Below are 16,368 nucleotides of genomic sequence, written 5' to 3' on the forward strand. Positions count from 1 at the left end.
AGATGTTTATAAGAGCCAGCCCGACAGCCGATCCTCGACCGACCTCCCCCCGGACGACAGCGTGAGCGTGATCCGCTCGGAGGAGCGGCTCAGCGCGACGACCGTCCGCACCGCCACCGAGAGGGTGCGGATCCGCAAGGTCGTCGTCACCGACGAGCGCACGATCACCGTGCAGCTGCGCCGCGAGGAGCTCGTGATCGAGCGCGAACCGCTCGACGCCCCCCATCAGGCCGACGACTCCGAGCCGCCCGCGCCGATCACGCTCGTGCTCCACGCGGAGCAGCCGGTCCTCACCACCCGCATCGTGCCGACCGAGCGCGTGAGCGTGCTCGTCGACCGGATCGTGCAGATGCGCACCGTGTCCGACTCCGTCGACAAGGAGCGCGTCGACGTGCAGACCTCGATCCGCGACCGGCTCGACGGCGACGCGGAGTAGCGCCGCCGCTCGCCTGCCCGGGCCGCACCTCCGGGACTCCCCCGCGCGATCTGCAGGGGATCCTCCGTGCGATCTGCAGGGGATTCCCCGCCCTCCCGACCGGTCGACACGGCGGCGAGCGCATTCCCGCACGGATCACCTGCAGACGGTACGAGCACCTGCGGACCGGACGAGCACCTGCACACCGCACGAGCACCTGCACACCGCACGAGCACCTGCAGACCGCACGAACTCCGCACACCGCACGAGCACCTGCGGACCGGACGGCTACGGTGGCCGGGTGACCCGCTCCGAGACCCGCGCCCCGTGACGCCCGACAGCTGGTGGGGCGTCGCCCTCGCCGTGCTCGGCGGCCTCGCGCTGATCTGGTGCGCCCTGCTCGCCGTGCTCTGGCTCCAGCAGAGGCGGATGGGCCGCTCGCTCGACTGGCGGGAGGCGCTGCGCCTCGTCCCCGACGTCGTGCGTCTGCTCCGCGCCCTGATCCGCGACGACACCGTGCCGCGCTCCGTCCGCTGGTCGCTGATCGGCCTGCTGGGCTACCTGCTGCTCCCGATCGACCTGATCCCCGACGTGATCCCGGTGCTGGGGATCGCGGACGACGTCATCGTCGTCGCCCTCGTGCTGCGCTTCGCGGTCCGCCGCTCGGGCACCGATGCGATCCGCCGGCACTGGAGCGGGACCCCGGAGGGACTCGCGGGCGTGCTCGCGCTCGCCTCGCACTAGCCGATCGGCTCCTCGTCCCCGCCGTGCGTCAGCAGCACCACGATGCGCCGCAGGTGCAGCGCGACGAGCACCCCGGGCCCGACCGCGCTCCCCGCCGCCACGGCGCGCTCGTCGACGGCCTGCACGAGGAGCCTGACCGCGCGGACCGCCTCGCCGAGCCGGCGGTGCGCCTCCGGGGTCTCGTCGCCGTGCCGGTCGACGGCGTCGCCGACGGCCCGGCAGGCCCGGGCGAGCGGATGCGTGAGCTCGGCGTCGAAGCGCAGGGCACCCGGCCGGTCCCACATCGTGTCGGCGAGCGCCGCCGTCATGTCGCGCACGTGGAAGAGGATCGTGTCGAGCTCGGCCAGACGGGCGTGGTCCGAGCGGGAGTCGCGGCGGTGCAGCAGTGCGCGCGGGTTGCCCTTCCGGCTCTCGTCCGCCTCGACCAGAGCGGCGCGCACGTCCTCCGACGTCGCGGCCAGCTCCTCCCCGGTTCCCGCCCACGACGTCTGCTCGGGCGGCCACGGCTCGGCGAGCGCGACGGCCGTGTCGCGCAGCACGCCCGCGAGCCGCTCCTGGAACTCGTCCACCCGCGCCGACGCGGCCTCGCTCGTCAGCCCGGGCACCACGACCAGGTTCACGAGCAGCCCGACGACCACTCCGACCGCCATCTGCACCAGGTAGCCGAGCGAGTAGTCCTCGGCCCTCGCCCCGCCGATGATCAGCACGAACAGCGCCGCCATCGGCACGTACTCCTTGCCCGCGCCGAACCAGCCCGTGCCCGAGACGAGCACGCCGATCCCGACGATCATCGGGATCGTCCACCAGGTCGGCCCGACCGTCGCGACCACCAGCGCGGCCAGACCGATCCCGGTCGCCAGCCCGGCGAGCGTCTGCAGGCCGGTGCGGGCCGAGCCCATCAGGGTGGGGTACATGCTGACGAGCGCCCCGAGCGGCGCGTAGTAGGGGTACTGCTCCGCCACTCCGGGCACGTGCGGCGCGATCGCCCAGGCGAGGCCGACCGCGACGGCGGTCTTCGCCGCGAGGAGGAGTCGCGGCCCGGCCGTCGCGGCTCGCCACGCCTGCACAGGTCGAGAAGTCACCAGGGGACCCTACGCGAGCGACCCGGGGTACCGTCGAGGGATGGAGACGGAGCACGGCGAGGAGCCGGAGGTCGCGGCCGAGCACCTGGCGGCGGAGCTCCGGTACACCCGGGGCGGCCGGCTCCGCGGCCTGGTCGACGCGGCGCTGGGCGGCGGAGTGATCACCGTGTTCGATCTGGTCGTCACGCGCCTGGACACGGGCGCCGTCGTGATCCGCACCGCGGCCGACATCGGCGACCCGCACGACCTGCTCGGTCGGGTGCGGCTCGACCTCGAGACGACGACCACCGCGGAGTTCCTCGAGGTGTGGGGTCCGGAGTGAGTCGGACGCCCGCGATCCTCGTCCCCGCCCTCGGCGTCCTGCTGCTGACCGCCGGAGTCGTCGTCGCGCTGGCGACTCCGCGCGAGATCTCGTTCGGCTGGTTCGCCTACGCCCCGCTGTCGGACAGCCTCTTCCCGCCGCCGGGGACGCTCCTCGTGCGCTGGGAGCAGCTCGTCGCCGCGGCGCTCGCCGTTCTCGGACTGCTCGTGCTCGCGTTCGGGGCGGGCACTCGGTGGGTGTCGCGCGGCGGGCGCCGTCGCGACGAAGGCTGAACGACTCAGGGACCACGGATCTCGCGCGGTACGCCCGCTGAGCCTCACTTCTGCAGGCCCGGAGCGCCGCCCTCAGCTCGCGACGACGGGCAGCTCCGCGCTCGCCACCACAGCGCCGCCGGCCGCGACGATCTCGACGGCGGCCACCGACTCGCGGAGCACCGCGGCGTTCATCTCGCAGTCGATCTCGACCGCGCTGCCGAGGAACGACCCCGACTCCAGGCGCTCGCCCGAGTCGGTCACCAGCACGAGGTCGAAGCTCTCCCCCGCGGTGAAGCCGGAGGCGCGCAGCACGGTCTCGGTGCCCCAGGTGTGGGCGATGACCGAGCCCTCGACGTCGATCGCCGACGACTCCTCGAAGGCGATCGTCTCGACCGCGCCGAGCGTGCCGGGCGGACCCGCGACGGGTCGCTCCGCCGTGCCCTGCAGCGCCGTCGCGCCGAGGGCGCCGATCGCGACGCACGCCGCCGCCGCACCCACTGCGAGGGCCGCTCGGCGGAAGCGATTCCGGGTCGGCGTCTCGTCCGCGAGGCCGAGCACCCGCGAGCGGAGCGCGGCCGGGGCCGGGGCCTCCTCCCACCCGCCGATCGCTCCGAGGCCCTCGAGCACGATCCCGAAGGACGCGAGCTCGCGGTCGATCGAGGGGTCCTCGGACCGCAGGCGGTCGAGCTCGGCCGCCTCGCCCGCGGACAGCTCGCCCGCGAGCGCCGCGGCGATCAGCTCCTCGCGGCGTCCGCCGGACTGCTCGGTGCCTGTCATGGTCGCTCCTGGTCGGTGGTGTCGGTCGGGTCGGTGCCGTCGGGCGCCGCGAGGTGGTCGCGGAGCGCCCGCAGCGCGTAGAAGGCGCGGGTGCGCAGGGTCGCGACCGGCACTCCGGTCGCCTCGGACAGCTCGGAGTAGCTCTCGCCGCGGAGGTGGATCGCGACCACGACGGCGCGGTGCGGCTCCGAGAGCCGCGCGAGCGCCTCCGCCATCGCGAGCGGATCGAGGGGGTCGCGCTCGTCGCCGGGGACGTCCTCGAGCACGTCCGCCGCGACCAGGCGGGGCAGGCGCTGCATCGAGCGGTGGACGTCGACGACGACGTTCCGCGCGATCGCGAACAGCCAGGTGCGCAGGCTCCCGCGCTCGGGCGAGTAGCTCGCCTGCGAGCGCCACGCCCGCAGGAACGTCTCCTGCACGCAGTCCTCGGCGAGTCCGCGGTCGCGCAGCGCGTTCACCGCGAAGCCGAGCAGGGCCGAGCCGTGCGCGTCGAAGGCCTCGGCGAGATCGAAGCCGGCCGCGGGTCTCAGCCGGGCGACCGGGGCGGGCGCGCGATCCCGGTCGCGCGAGGACCGGGTCATCGCGGGCTCCTCGTCTCGTCGCGCCAGTGGTGCCGCGGATGCCATCGGCACCTCCTCGATCGCGGACCGGTCGGCCCGTCGAGGGAGGTACGTCGCCCGAGGACACGGCGTTCATCCGGAGCGGATCCCGAGTCTACGAAGGAACCGCGGACCGGATGCACGCCCGACCGGCTCCGCCCGTGCAGCCGCGCACCGCGCGATTGGACACGCCCCTCCCTCTCCGGCATCCTGAACGGCATCGCGAGACCCGGACCCGTCTCGCCTCCGGCTCCCGGACGACAGCGGACCCCGCGTCTCCGGGATCGGGACGGGCCTCCGGGCCGAGCGCGCGTTTCGGGTACGCCGCTCCGGCCGACCCGTCCCCGGGTGGGGTCGTCCAGGGTCGACCCCACCCCCTTCCCGGCCGGGTCAGCGTCGGCGTGCGAACAGCCCGAGGCTGTACGCCAGCAGCAGCAGCGCCATCGCCGCTCCCGAGGCGACCGCCAGCGCCTCGGCGGCGCCCGTCACCAGCCCGAGCGCGCCGAGCACGACCAGCAGTCCGCCGAGCAGCGCGAACATGCGCTCGTGGAACGCCCACGAGAAGGGCAGGAAGTGCAGGCCCACGACCAGCGCGATCAGGGCGGGGCGCAGCTCCCCGGCACCAGCCCCCTCGAGCAGGCGGGTGCCTGCGGCGATCAGCGCCAGCTCCCCGGCGACGCACGCGAGGTAGACGGCGATGCCGACGCGGCTCGGAGGGACGAACGGACCGAGATCCCGCGGGCGCGCGAAGAGGAACCAGAGGGTCGCGGCGATCACCGCCACCACCCCGATCCGGACGACGAGCGGCAGCGGCCCGGCGGGCGTGTACGAGAAGACGAACACCGCCGCCCCGGCCAGCCCGATCAGGGCGCCCGTGCGGCGCGGGTCGGCGAAGACGGGAGGAGCGGTCATCCGGCGAGCCTCGCAGAGGCCCGGGCGCGGCGGTAGACCGGACCGCGCCGCCGCGCCGCCGTCCGGTGTCCGACCCGGCTGCTACCGTCCTCGACCATGACCCGCATCGCCCTCGAGGGCATCACCCTGCTCGCCGACGACGTGCAGGGGCTCGCCGCGTTCTTCGAGCGCGCGCTGGGCTTCGCCGTCCTCGTGCGGGAGGAGTCGTACGTGCAGCTCGAGAACGACGGCGTCCGCCTCGCCGTCTTCCACCGGGCCGGTCTCGGCGCGCACACCCGCGACCACCCCTCCTTCCGCGCACCGCGCGGCGGCCAGGCGGTCGAGCTGAACTTCGAGTGCGCGAGCGCGGCCGAGCTCCCGGAGCGGTTCGCCGCGATCGTCGCCGCCGGAGCCGTGGCGATCGCGGAGCCGGTCCGTCAGGACTGGGGCCACCTCACCGGCTTCTTCGCCGATCCGGAGGGCAACATCCACTCGCTCTTCGCGGTCCTCCCGTCCGAGGGCGCCCCCGCATCGTGACCGTGACGTTCGAGTGCCGCACCCGCTCCTCCCGCCCGCCCGCCGAGCTCTTCGATCTCGCCCGCGACATCGGCGTGCACACGGCGTCGCAGGCCGCCGCCGGCGAGCAGGCGGTGGGCGGAGTGGTCACCGGCCTGATCGGACCGGGCGAGGAGGTGACGTGGCGGGCCCGCCACTTCGGCCTTCCGTTCTCGCTCACGAGCCGCGTCACCGCGTTCGACGCCCCGCACCGCTTCGTCGACGAGCAGGTCCGAGGGCCCTTCGCCCGCTTCCACCACGAGCACCTCTTCGAGGCGGACGGAGCCGGCTGCCTCATGACCGACCGGATCGAGTTCACCGCACCGCTCGGTCCCCTCGGCCGGCTCGTCGAGCGCACCGTCCTCGCGCCGCACCTCCGCCGCCTCATCGAGGAGCGCGGCCGCTTCCTCGCCGGGTCCGGCTGAGCGCGCGGCACGGCCCGCACCCCCCGTCCGGAGTCGTCGTGAGAGCGCGACCCCGCCCTGCCGCTCGCCGCCGCACCGCCTGACTATGCTTGTCAGCACCCACGACCCGCGAGCCCTCGCCGGTCGCGGGCTCGCGACTCCGACGCCCGGGGACCGGAGGGGGTGCACATGGCCGACCGGCCCAACCTGCGCCATGTCGCCGCCGTCGCGGGCGTCTCGCACATGACGGTGTCGCGGGTGCTGAGCGGTCATCCCAACATCAAGGAGTCGACCCGGCAGAAGGTCCTCGAGGCGGTCGACGAGCTCAACTACCGGCCCAACATCGCGGCGCGCTCGCTGGTCACCCAGCGCACCGACCGCATCGGCGTGATGGTCGAGAGCGGAGCCGAGTTCGGCCCCTCGAGCACGCTGCGGGCGATCGAGCGCGCGGCCCGCGAGAAGGGCTACTCGATCACGTCGGTGGCCCTGCGCAGCGACGCCGACATGACGGCGGTCGACGCGATCAACCACCTCACCGGCCTCGGCATCGACGCGCTCTGCGTCATCGCCCCGCGCTCCTCCTCCGTCGCGACGCTGCGCACCGTCGAGATCGGCGTGCCGACCCTGGTGGTCAAGTCCGACAAGGACCCCAACTTCCTCACCGTCTCGGTCGACCAGCAGGGCGGCATGGCCCAGGCCGTCGACCACCTCGCCTCGCTCGGGCACCGCGACGTGCTGCACATGTCCGGCCCCCTCGACTGGCTCGACGCGCGAGCCCGGGAGCGCGCCTTCCACACCCGCGCGAAGGCGTGGGGCATGCACGAGCGGCCGATCGTCGTCGGCGACTGGACGCCCGACTCCGGCTACGACTTCGCCACGAGCCTGCGCTCGGTCCCCGACTTCACCGCCATGGTCGTCGCGAACGACGAGATGGCGCTCGGAGTGATCCACGGCCTGGTCTCGCGCGGCATCCGGGTGCCCGAGGACGTCAGCATCGTGGGCTTCGACGATCTGCCGACCGCGCGGCACTTCCTGCCTCCGCTCACCACCGTGAAGCAGGACTTCGACAGGCTCGGCTCGACCGTCGCCGAGGTGATCCACGCCCGCATCCGCGGCCAGGAGATCCCGCAGCGGACGCGGATCCCCACCGAGCTGGTCGTGCGCGAGTCGACGGCGCCGCCCCGGTCGTGACCCTTCCGGGACCACCCCGGTCCCCGTGCTCGCGTATCATCGGCGGCACCCATCAGCGTCGAGGCAGGCACTCGCGCGCGACACGAACCGAGGGCGGCACGTGGCAGTTCAGTCGAGGACGACGGAGCGCGGAGCCGTTCCCGTCGTCGAGATGTCGGGCATCACCGTGTCGTTCGCGTCCGGCCCGGCCCTCGAGGACGTGCGCTTCCGCCTGTTCCCCGGCGAGATCCACGGCCTCATGGGCGAGAACGGCGCCGGCAAGTCGACCCTGATCAAGGCCCTGACCGGCATCCACCGACCCGAGTCCGGCGTGATCGTGATCGACGGAGTGGAGCGCAGCTTCACCGGCCCCGCCGACGCCAAGTCCGCCGGCATCACCGCCGTGTTCCAGGACGAGCGGCTGACGGACAACCTCAGCATCGGCGAGAACATGATGATCGGCCACGAGATCCGCGGCCGCTTCGGCATCTCGTGGTCGCGCACCCACCAGCGCGCCGCCGAGATGCTCGGCGAGCTCGGCCTCGGCGACCTCGATCCGCGGCTCCCCCTCCGCTCGCTCTCGCCCGCGATCCGCCAGCTCGTCGCGATCAGCCGCGCCATGGTCGACCGGCCGCGCGTGCTGGTGCTGGACGAGCCCACCTCGAGCCTGGACCTCGGCGACGTCGCCCGCCTCTTCGCGGTGCTGCGGCGGCTGCGCGACGGGGGCGTCGCGATCCTCTTCGTGTCGCACTTCCTCGAGCAGGTCCTCACGCTGAGCGACCGCCTCACCGTGCTGCGCGACGGCAGCACCGTCGGCGAGTACCCGGCGCACTCCATGGACCGCGCCGAGCTGATCGCCAAGATGATCGGCAAGGACATCGACGCGCTGCGGCAGATCGGCTCCGATCGCCGCGAGCACCGCCGCCAGCCCAGCGGCCCGCCGATCTACCGGGCGTTCGGCCTCGGCCGCCGAGGAGCCGTCGCGCCGACGGATCTGGAGCTGCACCGCGGCGAGATCGTCGGCTTCGCGGGCCTCCGCGGCTCCGGACGCACCGAGCTGGCGTCGCTCCTCAGCGGCGTCGACCGCGCCGACACCGGCCGCGTGCTGATCGACGGCGAGCCCGCGCTCATCACCGATCCGGGCTCGGGCCTGCGCAACCGCATCGCCCACTCGAGCGAGAACCGCCGCGAGGACGGCATCATCGGCGAACTCTCCCTCCGCGACAACATCGTGCTCGGCATCCAGGCGCTGCGCGGCTGGGCCCACCCGCTCTCGGCGGCCGAGACAGACGACCTCGTCTCGACGTACATCGAGGCGCTCAACATCACGCCGGCCGACCCGGACATCCCGGTCAAGTACCTCTCCGGAGGCAACCAGCAGAAGGTGGTCCTGGCGCGCTGGCTCGCGACCCGGCCGCGGCTGCTCGTGCTCGACGAGCCCGCCCGCGGCATCGACGTGGCCTCGAAGGTCGAGATCCAGGCCCACATCTCCCAGCTCGCCAAGGAGGGCGTCTCGGTCGTCTACATCTCCTCGGAGCTCGAGGAGGTGGTGCGCCTCAGCGACCGCATCGTCGTGTTCAAGGACCGCGAGAAGATCGGCGAGGTCAGCAACGGCCCGTGGCTGACGGTCGACACGATCGTCGAGATGATCGCGGCCGACGCGGAGCCGGACGCGGACGAGGACGACGGGTACTGAGGCGGATCCTCAGTCGCCGCCGGTCATCAGCCGCAGCGACGGCGCCCGGCCCTTCTCGATGTGGGTGAAGGCGATCGACTCGGCGAGCCGGTCGTTGCCCGCGAGGATCGCCTCGAGCAGGCCCTGGTGCTCGTCCGACTGCTGGTGCTGGTCGCGCGCCGACGTCAGGTAGAAGAGCCACGTCATCCGCCCGCTCACCGCGCGCATGAGCGACGCCAGGAGCGCACTGCCGGCGAGGCCGGCGATCGCCTCGTGCACGACGGTGCTCGTCTCGGCGACCAGGAGCCAGTCCTCGCTGTCGAGCGCGCGGTGCTCGGCGGCGATCGCCTCGTGCAGGGGCGCGGGCGACACGCCCTCGGCCACGCGCCGGGCGGCGAGGCGCGCCGCGAGGGTCTCGAGGCTGAGGCGGACGTCGAAGAGCTCGGTCACGTCGGCGGCGGTCCACTGCGAGACCCGGGAGCTGCGCCGCGGGAGCGTGCGGACGAAGCCCTCGTTCTCGAGCTGCGGCACCGCCTCCCGGATGGGGAGGCGCGAGACGTTGAGCTCGCTCGCGAGCGCCGACTCGACGAGCCGGGAGCCCGGGGGGTAGTGGCCCAGGATGATGCGGCGGCGCAGCGTGCGGTAGGTCTGCGCGGTCAGAGACTCCTCGGGGACGATGCCGGTCACGCGGGCCTCCTTCGCTCGGCTCCCCCTATTCAAGCGCGTCGGCGCGGGTGCCCCGGTCACCGCGGTGCTCATCGGGCGGCCCTCGTCCGGACCTCGACGCCCCGCTCGGTGCGCACGGCGCGCTCGAGGACGTACGCCGCGGCCGCGAGATCCTGCAGTCCGATGCCGACGGAGTTGAACACGGTCACGTCGTCGGCGCGGACCCGGCCGGGCGCCCGCCCGACGAGCACCTCGCCCAGCTCGGCGACGTCGGAGGCGTCCAGACCCGACCGGCGGATGTTGTCGGACTCGGCGAAGGCGATGCCGCGGGTGTCGACGACGACCCGGTGGGCGCGGAGGAGGACGTCGGCGTCCAGCTCCCGGTAGCCGTGCCGCGGAGGCGATCCCACGGCGTTCACGTGCACGCCGTCCGCGAGCCAGGACGCCTCGAGGAGGGGGTCGACCGACGGGGTCAGGGTGCAGACGACGTCCGCTCCGCGCACCGCCCGGTCGAGTCCGCTCGGCGCCGAGGCGGCGATGCCGTTGGCGACGAGCTCGGCGGCGAGGACCTGGGCGGAGGAGCCGGAGGGCGACCAGACGCGGATCTCGTCGAGCTCGAGGACGGACCCGAGCGCGAGGGCGTGCTCGCGCGCCAGGGGGCCGGCGCCCACGAGGGCGAGGACGCGGGAGTCCGGCCGGGCGAGCGTCCGCGTGGCCAGCGCCGACACGGCGGCGGTGCGCAGCCGCGTGAGGGCCCGGCCGTCGATCAGCGCGAGGCACTCGGCGGTCTCGCTCGAGTAGAGCGAGACCGTGGAGCGCTGCGCGGGGGCGCCCAGAGCGCGGTTCCGCGGGGAGTCGATCAGCAGCTTCACCGCGGCGAGGCCGAGGTAGGGGGCGGAGGCGCCCATGGGCACGACCGCGGGTCCGTCGTCGCTGGTGTCGCCCGGGATCCGCAGCGCGTGCGGCACCGGCTGCACCGCGCCTCCGGTGGCGAGGGCGCGGTGCGCCGCCTCGAGGGCCGCGGTGAGACCGGGCCACTCGATGAGCTCCTCGCACTCCTCGGACGTGATGATGCGTGTCGTCATGTGTTCCTCCTGAGCCCATTCTGTATGCAGAAATGCGAGCACGCCATCGTCGGGCGCAGTGGAGACAGTGCGGAAGATGTATCCAGAGCCGGCGAGAAAAGCCCATGCAGGCCGGGTTTCAACTTCAAAGCGGCCTTCTTGCATCCTGAACCGGCGGGCGCAGTGTTTACGCAGCCGAAACCTCCCGTGACGTGGATGAAACACGAGAGCGCAATTCTGTATACCGTCAGCACCGACAGACCAGGAAGGAAGGTGACGAGGTGGGCCCCTATCTCGTCCGGCGGACCGCCCAGGGCGCGGCGACGATCCTCGCCGTCGTCACGATCGCGTTCGCCCTCGGCCGCCTCAGCGGCAGCCCTGCGGCGCTCCTGCTCACCGAGAACGCGACGCCCGAGCAGATCGCCGATATGAACCACCGCCTCGGCTTCGACCTGCCGCTCTGGCAGCAGTACCTGAGCTACCTCGGCGGGCTGCTCACCGGCGACTTCGGCGACTCGTACCGCCAGACCGGGGTCTCCTCGATGCAGCTCGTCCTCGAGCGGCTGCCCGCCTCGCTCTCGCTCGGAGCCGTCGGGCTCCTCCTGGGCCTGGCTCTCGCCCTGATCGCCGGAGTCGTCATCCAGCTCACCTCGTCGCGCGGGCTGCGCGCCCTCTCGCTGGGCCTCGGCTCGACGCGGCAGGCGATCCCGGACTTCTTCTTCGGACTGCTGCTGGTGCTGGTCTTCTCGGTCTGGCTCGGCGTCCTCCCCTCGCTCGGCAACCGCGATCCGCTCGCGATCGTGATGCCGGCGCTCACCATCGCGACGGGTCAGTTCGTCCTCTACACGCGGCTGCTCGACAACGCGCTCACCGAGCAGTCGACCCAGGACTACGCCCGCACCGCCTCCGCCCGCGGCGAGAACCGGTTCCGAGTGGTGGTCGGCGAGCTCCTGCCCAACGCCCTCCTGCCGGTGCTGACGGTCGCGGGCATCAGCCTCGGCTCCTTCCTCGGCGGCCTCGTCATCGTCGAGAACGTGTTCGCCTGGCCCGGGATGGGGCAGCTGATGCTCGGAGCGGTCTACTCCCGCGACTTCCCCGTGGTGCAGTCGGGGCTCATCGTCGTGGCCGTGCTCTTCATCCTCGCCAACCTGCTCGTCGACCTCGTGTCCGGGCTCATCGACCCCCGAGTGAGGCTCGCGTGACCACCACCGAGATCATCCGCACCGGCGCCCTGCGGGCCGGCATCACGACGGCGTTCCTGCGCGGCCGCCGCGTCCCCGCCCTGCAGGCGCTCGGCGCCGTCATGGTCGGCTCCGTCGTCCTGTTCTCCCTCGCCTACCCGCTCGTCCCCGGCTACGCGCCGTTCGCGCAGGACCTCGCGCAGGTGCTGGCGCCGCCCGGCAGTTCGGGAGCGTGGCTGGGCACCGACGCGCTCGGCCGCGACGTGGCCTCGAGGCTCGCTCTCGCCGGCCGGGTCACGCTCGGCATCGTCGTGCTCATCGTGGTGGTCAACAGCCTGGTCGGCATGGCGATCGGCACCTGGTCTGGCTACGTGGGCGGACGCACCGACAACGTGCTGATGGGCCTCGCCGACATCCAGCTCGCGATGCCGGTGATCCTCGTGCTCATCGCCCTCGCCGCCTCGCTCGGTCCGAGCGTCTGGCTCATGATCGGCGTGCTCGCCGCCACCTACTGGGTCGGCTACGCGAGGGTCGCCCGGAGCACGGCGATGGCGCTGCGCGACCGCGACTTCGTCCTCGCGCCGCGGATCCAGGGGGCGAGCGGGCTCTGGACCGTGCGCCGCCACATCGTCCCGAACGTCGCCGTGCAGATGATGATCCTGGCCTCCAGCGACATCGGCGCGGTCATGCTGCTCACCTCGTCCTTCGACTTCCTCGGACTCGGGGTGCAGGCGCCCACGCCCAGCTGGGGACTCATGATCAGCGAGGGCCAGAACTACGTCCGCCAGGCTCCGCACCTGGCGATCGTGCCCGGCGTCGCGATCTTCCTCACGGTCGCCGGCACCAACCTCCTGAGCCAGCGCTTCACCGCCGAGGGCTCGGCCACCACCGTCCGCCGCACGTCCCGTCGATCCGTGAAGCGGAGCCTCCGATGACCGACACCCCCCGCGCCGTGCTGCTCGAGGTCCGCGACCTCAGCGTCGGCTACTCCGATGAGCACGGCGACGTCGTGACCCTCGTCGATCGCGTCTCCTTCACCCTGCACGAGCGCGAGGTCCTGTGCCTCGTCGGCGAGTCCGGCTCGGGCAAGAGCGTCACGATGCTCGCCGTGCTCGGGCTGCTGCCCGCCGGCCTCGAGGTGCTCGGCGGCAGCGTCCGGTACCGCGGCCGAGACCTGCTCGGAATGCCCGAGCCCGAGCTGCGGGGCCTGCGCGGCAGCGAGCTCGCGATGGTGTTCCAGGACCCGATGACGGCGCTCAACCCCGTCAAGAGGGTGGGCGGCCAGATCGGCCGGGCGCTGCGCGTGCACGACCGGGCGCTCCGGCCCGCCGAGGTGCGCCGCCGCGTCACCGGGCTGCTCGCCGACGTCGGGGTCCCCGACCCGGAGCAGCGCGCGAAGGCGTACCCGCACCAGTGGTCGGGAGGGATGCGCCAGCGCGCGGTCATCGCGATGGCGATGGCGAACGAGCCGTCCGTCCTCATCGCCGACGAGCCGACGACCGCGCTCGACGTGACGATCCAGGCGCAGATCATGGGCGTGCTGGGCACCGCCCGGGCGAAGTCGGACGCCGCGATGATCCTGATCACCCACGACCTCGGACTCGTGGCCGAGGTCGCCGACTCCCTCTGCATCCTCTACTCCGGACGCGTCGTCGAGCGCGGATCGGTCTGGGACGTCTTCGCGCACCCGACCCACCCCTACACGGCCGGGCTGCTGGCCAGCCTGCTGTCGTCGGGCCGGAGCGGCGAGCGGGTCCACGCGATCCCCGGCTCCCCTCCGTCGCCGCAGAACCGCCCGCGGGGCTGCCCGTTCGCGCCCCGCTGCGAGCTCCCCGCGAAGTCGGACCTGTGCACACAGCTCGAGCCGCTGCTCGTCGAGGTCGAGGACGACCAGTGGTCGGCCTGCCACTTCGCCCGGCGCCTGCCCCGCTCCGTCGAGGGGGTGCTCGCGTGAGCGCGCCGGTGCTGAAGGTCGACGACCTGCACGTCCGCTTCACGCAGAGGACCGGTCTGCGCTCGCGCCGGGTCGTGGAGGCCGTGAAGGGCGTGTCGTTCGAGCTGGGCCGCGGCGAGACCCTCGGGCTCGTCGGCGAGTCGGGCTGCGGCAAGTCCACCCTGGTGCGGACGATCTTCGGGCTCACTCCCGCGGCGAGCGGATCGGTCGAGGTGCTCGGTCACCGGCTCGACTCCCTCGGCCGCGGCGAGCGCCGGCGCCTGCAGAACCGCATGCAGCTCGTGTTCCAGGACCCCTACTCCGCGCTCGACCCGCGGCTGACCGCCCTCGAGATCGTCGGCGAGCCGCTGCGGATCGCCGGGCGCTACTCCCGTGACCGCGTCGTCTCGCTCCTCGAGGACGTGGGGCTCGGCACGGACGCGCTCGGCAAGCGCCCCGCGCGGTTCTCGGGCGGGCAGCGCCAGCGGCTCGGCATCGCCCGGGCGCTCGCGCTCGAGCCCGACGTGCTGGTGCTCGACGAGCCCGTGTCGGCGCTCGACGTGTCGGTGCAGGCGCAGGTGATCAACCTGCTCAAGGACCTGCAGGCCGCACGCGGACTCTCGTACCTCTTCATCGCGCACGACCTCGCGGTCGTCCGCTACCTCTCGGATCGCGTCGCGGTGATGAACCGCGGTGAGTTCGTCGAGGTCGGCGACCGCGACCAGGTCTTCGACGCTCCCGCCCATCCCTACACCCGCACCCTGCTCGACTCGATCCCGCTCTCGGACCCGCGCCTGCGCGCCGACGCTCCCGCTGCACGCCCCACCGACCCCAGGAAGACACGCTCATGACCAGGAACCGGGCCACGCCCTTCATCGCCCTCACGACGCTCGCGCTCTCGATCGCCGCCCTCACGGGCTGCTCCGGAGCGGGCAGCGCCGCGGCCGACCGCGACATCGTCATCGGCCAGGTGGCCGAGCCCGAGGGCGCACCCGACCCGATCATGGACGGGTCGCTCGCGGGCTACAACTACTACTACAACGTCTTCGACCAGCTCACGAAGCTCGACGCCGACGGGGCGATCGAGCCCTCGCTGGCGACGGAGTGGACGCCGAGCGAGGACCTGACGACCTGGACCTACACGCTCCGCGACGACGCCGTCTTCTCGAACGGCGACCCGGTGACCGCGGGCGACGTGGCGTTCACCTACGCCACGATCCTGGCCTCTCCCGACTCCGACAACCTCGGCTACATGGGGGTCCTCGAGTCGGTCGAGGCGCCCGACGACACCACCGTCGTGTTCACGCTGAACGCGCCGTTCTCGCCGTGGCCCTCCATCACCACGGCCGTCTCGATCGTGCCGGAGTCGGTCTACACCGAGCTCGGGTCCGAGGGCTTCGCCGCGGCGCCCGTCGGCAGCGGTCCGTTCCGCTTCGTCAGCTACACCCGCGGCGTCGAGTACGTGATCGAGCGGAACCCCGACTACTGGGGCGAGGAGCCCGAGGTCGAGACGGTGACCTTCCAGACCGTCGGCGACGCCGACGCCCGCCTGAACGGCGTCTCCTCCGGCAGCCTCGACATCGCCCTCCTCTCGCCCAACCAGGTCGACTCGGCCGGGGGCAGCGGAGTGGAGGTCGCGTCGCGCACGTCGAACGGCGTCACCTTCCTCGGGATCAACTCGACCACGGGCCCGCTCGCCGACCCCCGGGTCCGCCGGGCGATCCGGCTGGCGATCGACTCGCAGGCGCTCGTCGACGGCGTGCTCAGCGGGCGGGCGGTGGCGAACGATCAGATCGTCGCTCCGGACGTCGCCGGACACGCCGACCTCGAGCCCTCCGAGTACGACCCGGCCGCCGCCGAGGCGCTGCTGGCCGAGGCCGGCTACTCGGGCGAGACCATCCCGCTGCAGTACGCGACGGAGGGGCGGATCCCGCTCTCGTCCGAGATCGCGCAGGCGATCGGCGGGTACCTCGAGGCGGTCGGCCTGAGCGTCGAGCTGAAGGGCACCGACCAGGCGAGCCTGTCGAACATCATCTACGGCACGGTCTCGGTCGAGGGTCTCTACCTCAACACCTGGGCGCCGTCGACGATGGACGGCGACATGCCCGCGACGAACCTCTTCGCCGGCGGCCAGAACGACTACGCGAAGTCCCCCGAGACCGCCGCCCTCGTCGAGGAGCAGCGCACCGTCACGGGCGACGAGCGCGACGCCGTCTTCGCCCGCCTGGCGCAGACGAACCTCGACCAGGCGTACATCGTGCCGCTGTTCACCCCGGACGCCGACTACGCCCTGGCGCCCGGGCTCGAGTGGACGCCGCGCGCCGACGGCGAGTACGTGCTCAGCGACGTGGCGTTCGCCGACTGACCCGGCGCGCGCGGCTACTCGACCACCAGGAGCCGAGCGGACGCCCCCCACTCTGCTGATCGAGTAGGCCGCGCAGCGGCCGTATCGAGATCCACCCCCGCCGGCTCGACTTCTGCTGATCGAGCAGCCCGCGCGGCGGGCGTCTCGAGATCCACCCCCGCCGGAAGCTCCGGCCGGCCGCCTGATCCGCAGGCAGCGGCGGATCTCGGGAACGCCTCCGCGAGTCCGCTCCGACCGGCATGCTGATCCCCACCTCCCGCACCCCGAAAGG

19 protein-coding genes are annotated in these 16,368 nt (G+C 73.0%); 13 read left to right on the plus strand and 6 right to left on the minus strand.

The window, feature by feature from the left end; all coding sequences use genetic code 11:
• Together NB037_RS05305 and NB037_RS05310 are read left to right on the plus strand one after the other, a co-directional pair.
• A partial coding sequence (locus NB037_RS05305; RefSeq protein ID WP_251944255.1) for a YsnF/AvaK domain-containing protein occupies positions 1-436 on the plus strand: 436 nt, incomplete at its 5' end.
• 306 nt (positions 437-742) lie between these two features.
• Positions 743-1,159: a YkvA family protein gene (locus tag NB037_RS05310; RefSeq protein WP_251944256.1), complete on the plus strand. Its 417-nt coding sequence runs from the start codon at positions 743-745 to the stop codon at positions 1,157-1,159.
• On the opposite strand, the gene NB037_RS05315 is transcribed toward NB037_RS05310, so the two are convergent.
• Positions 1,156-2,241 carry an FUSC family protein gene (locus NB037_RS05315; RefSeq protein ID WP_251944257.1) on the minus strand — a complete coding sequence of 362 codons (1,086 nt, stop codon included), beginning with the start codon at positions 2,239-2,241 and terminating at the stop codon, positions 1,156-1,158. The two genes, NB037_RS05310 and NB037_RS05315, sit on opposite strands and share 4 nt — an antisense overlap.
• A 40-nt stretch (positions 2,242-2,281) precedes the next feature.
• Here NB037_RS05315 and NB037_RS05320 point away from each other — a divergent pair, with 40 nt between their 5' ends.
• Both NB037_RS05320 and NB037_RS05325 read left to right on the plus strand, forming a co-directional pair.
• Positions 2,282-2,563, plus strand: coding sequence for a hypothetical protein (locus NB037_RS05320; protein WP_251944258.1), 282 nt, complete (start codon positions 2,282-2,284; stop codon positions 2,561-2,563).
• Complete coding sequence (locus tag NB037_RS05325) at positions 2,560-2,835, plus strand: hypothetical protein (protein ID WP_251944259.1); 276 nt, start codon at positions 2,560-2,562, stop codon at positions 2,833-2,835. The genes NB037_RS05320 and NB037_RS05325 overlap by 4 nt, the downstream gene beginning before the upstream one ends.
• 72 nt (positions 2,836-2,907) lie before the next feature.
• Here the strand turns inward: NB037_RS05325 and NB037_RS05330 are convergent, their stop codons facing one another.
• The 3 genes from NB037_RS05330 to NB037_RS05340 all read right to left on the minus strand — a co-directional run bounded on the left by NB037_RS05330 (position 2,908) and on the right by NB037_RS05340 (position 5,105).
• Complete coding sequence (locus NB037_RS05330) at positions 2,908-3,594, minus strand: hypothetical protein (RefSeq protein WP_251944260.1); 687 nt, start codon at positions 3,592-3,594, stop codon at positions 2,908-2,910.
• The gene (locus NB037_RS05335; protein ID WP_251944261.1) at positions 3,591-4,175 is read right to left on the minus strand and encodes a sigma-70 family RNA polymerase sigma factor; all 585 of its coding nucleotides are present in this window, start codon (positions 4,173-4,175) and stop codon (positions 3,591-3,593) included. The genes NB037_RS05330 and NB037_RS05335 overlap by 4 nt, the downstream gene beginning before the upstream one ends.
• A 408-nt stretch (positions 4,176-4,583) precedes the next feature.
• Positions 4,584-5,105, minus strand: coding sequence for a DUF7010 family protein (locus tag NB037_RS05340; RefSeq protein ID WP_251944262.1), 522 nt, complete (start codon positions 5,103-5,105; stop codon positions 4,584-4,586).
• Between the two features lie 96 nt (positions 5,106-5,201).
• Between NB037_RS05340 and NB037_RS05345 the strand changes: the two genes are divergently transcribed.
• From NB037_RS05345 to NB037_RS05360, 4 genes are all read left to right on the plus strand, one after another.
• Complete coding sequence (locus NB037_RS05345; RefSeq protein ID WP_251944263.1) at positions 5,202-5,621, plus strand: VOC family protein; 420 nt, start codon at positions 5,202-5,204, stop codon at positions 5,619-5,621.
• Between the two features lie 2 nt (positions 5,622-5,623).
• Positions 5,624-6,064 carry an SRPBCC family protein gene (locus tag NB037_RS05350; protein WP_308202051.1) on the plus strand — a complete coding sequence of 147 codons (441 nt, stop codon included), beginning with the start codon at positions 5,624-5,626 and terminating at the stop codon, positions 6,062-6,064.
• Between the two features lie 168 nt (positions 6,065-6,232).
• Positions 6,233-7,234 (plus strand): LacI family DNA-binding transcriptional regulator, encoded by a 1,002-nt coding sequence (locus NB037_RS05355; protein ID WP_251944265.1) that lies wholly within the window; start codon positions 6,233-6,235, stop codon positions 7,232-7,234.
• 151 nt (positions 7,235-7,385) lie between these two features.
• The gene (locus NB037_RS05360) at positions 7,386-8,909 is read left to right on the plus strand and encodes a sugar ABC transporter ATP-binding protein (RefSeq protein ID WP_251944299.1); all 1,524 of its coding nucleotides are present in this window, start codon (positions 7,386-7,388) and stop codon (positions 8,907-8,909) included.
• A gap of 9 nt (positions 8,910-8,918) precedes the next feature.
• Here the strand turns inward: NB037_RS05360 and NB037_RS05365 are convergent, their stop codons facing one another.
• The gene (locus tag NB037_RS05365; protein WP_251944266.1) at positions 8,919-9,575 is read right to left on the minus strand and encodes a GntR family transcriptional regulator; all 657 of its coding nucleotides are present in this window, start codon (positions 9,573-9,575) and stop codon (positions 8,919-8,921) included.
• 68 nt (positions 9,576-9,643) lie between these two features.
• Entirely contained in the window at positions 9,644-10,639 is a 996-nt protein-coding gene (locus tag NB037_RS05370) for an ornithine cyclodeaminase family protein (protein ID WP_251944267.1), read from the minus strand.
• Between the two features lie 260 nt (positions 10,640-10,899).
• Here NB037_RS05370 and NB037_RS05375 point away from each other — a divergent pair, with 260 nt between their 5' ends.
• Genes NB037_RS05375 through NB037_RS05395 form a run of 5 tightly spaced genes read left to right on the plus strand, consistent with a single transcriptional unit; the run spans position 10,900 to position 16,097 of the window.
• Positions 10,900-11,820, plus strand: coding sequence for an ABC transporter permease (locus NB037_RS05375; RefSeq protein WP_251944268.1), 921 nt, complete (start codon positions 10,900-10,902; stop codon positions 11,818-11,820).
• On the plus strand, positions 11,817-12,734 hold the full coding sequence (locus NB037_RS19825; protein ID WP_251944269.1) for an ABC transporter permease: 918 nt from the start codon (positions 11,817-11,819) through the stop codon (positions 12,732-12,734). The genes NB037_RS05375 and NB037_RS19825 overlap by 4 nt, the downstream gene beginning before the upstream one ends.
• Positions 12,731-13,753, plus strand: coding sequence for an ABC transporter ATP-binding protein (locus tag NB037_RS05385; RefSeq protein WP_251944270.1), 1,023 nt, complete (start codon positions 12,731-12,733; stop codon positions 13,751-13,753). The genes NB037_RS19825 and NB037_RS05385 overlap by 4 nt, the downstream gene beginning before the upstream one ends.
• Positions 13,750-14,583, plus strand: a complete 834-nt coding sequence (locus NB037_RS05390; RefSeq protein ID WP_251944271.1) for an ATP-binding cassette domain-containing protein — start codon at positions 13,750-13,752, stop codon at positions 14,581-14,583. Before NB037_RS05385 ends, NB037_RS05390 begins: the two co-directional genes overlap by 4 nt.
• Positions 14,580-16,097 (plus strand): ABC transporter substrate-binding protein, encoded by a 1,518-nt coding sequence (locus NB037_RS05395; protein WP_251944272.1) that lies wholly within the window; start codon positions 14,580-14,582, stop codon positions 16,095-16,097. Before NB037_RS05390 ends, NB037_RS05395 begins: the two co-directional genes overlap by 4 nt.
• The last annotated feature ends 271 nt before the right edge of the window (positions 16,098-16,368 follow it).

Source organism: Rathayibacter rubneri, from assembly GCF_023743255.1.
In the GTDB taxonomy this organism is placed as follows: Bacteria; Actinomycetota; Actinomycetes; order Actinomycetales; family Microbacteriaceae; genus Rathayibacter; species Rathayibacter rubneri.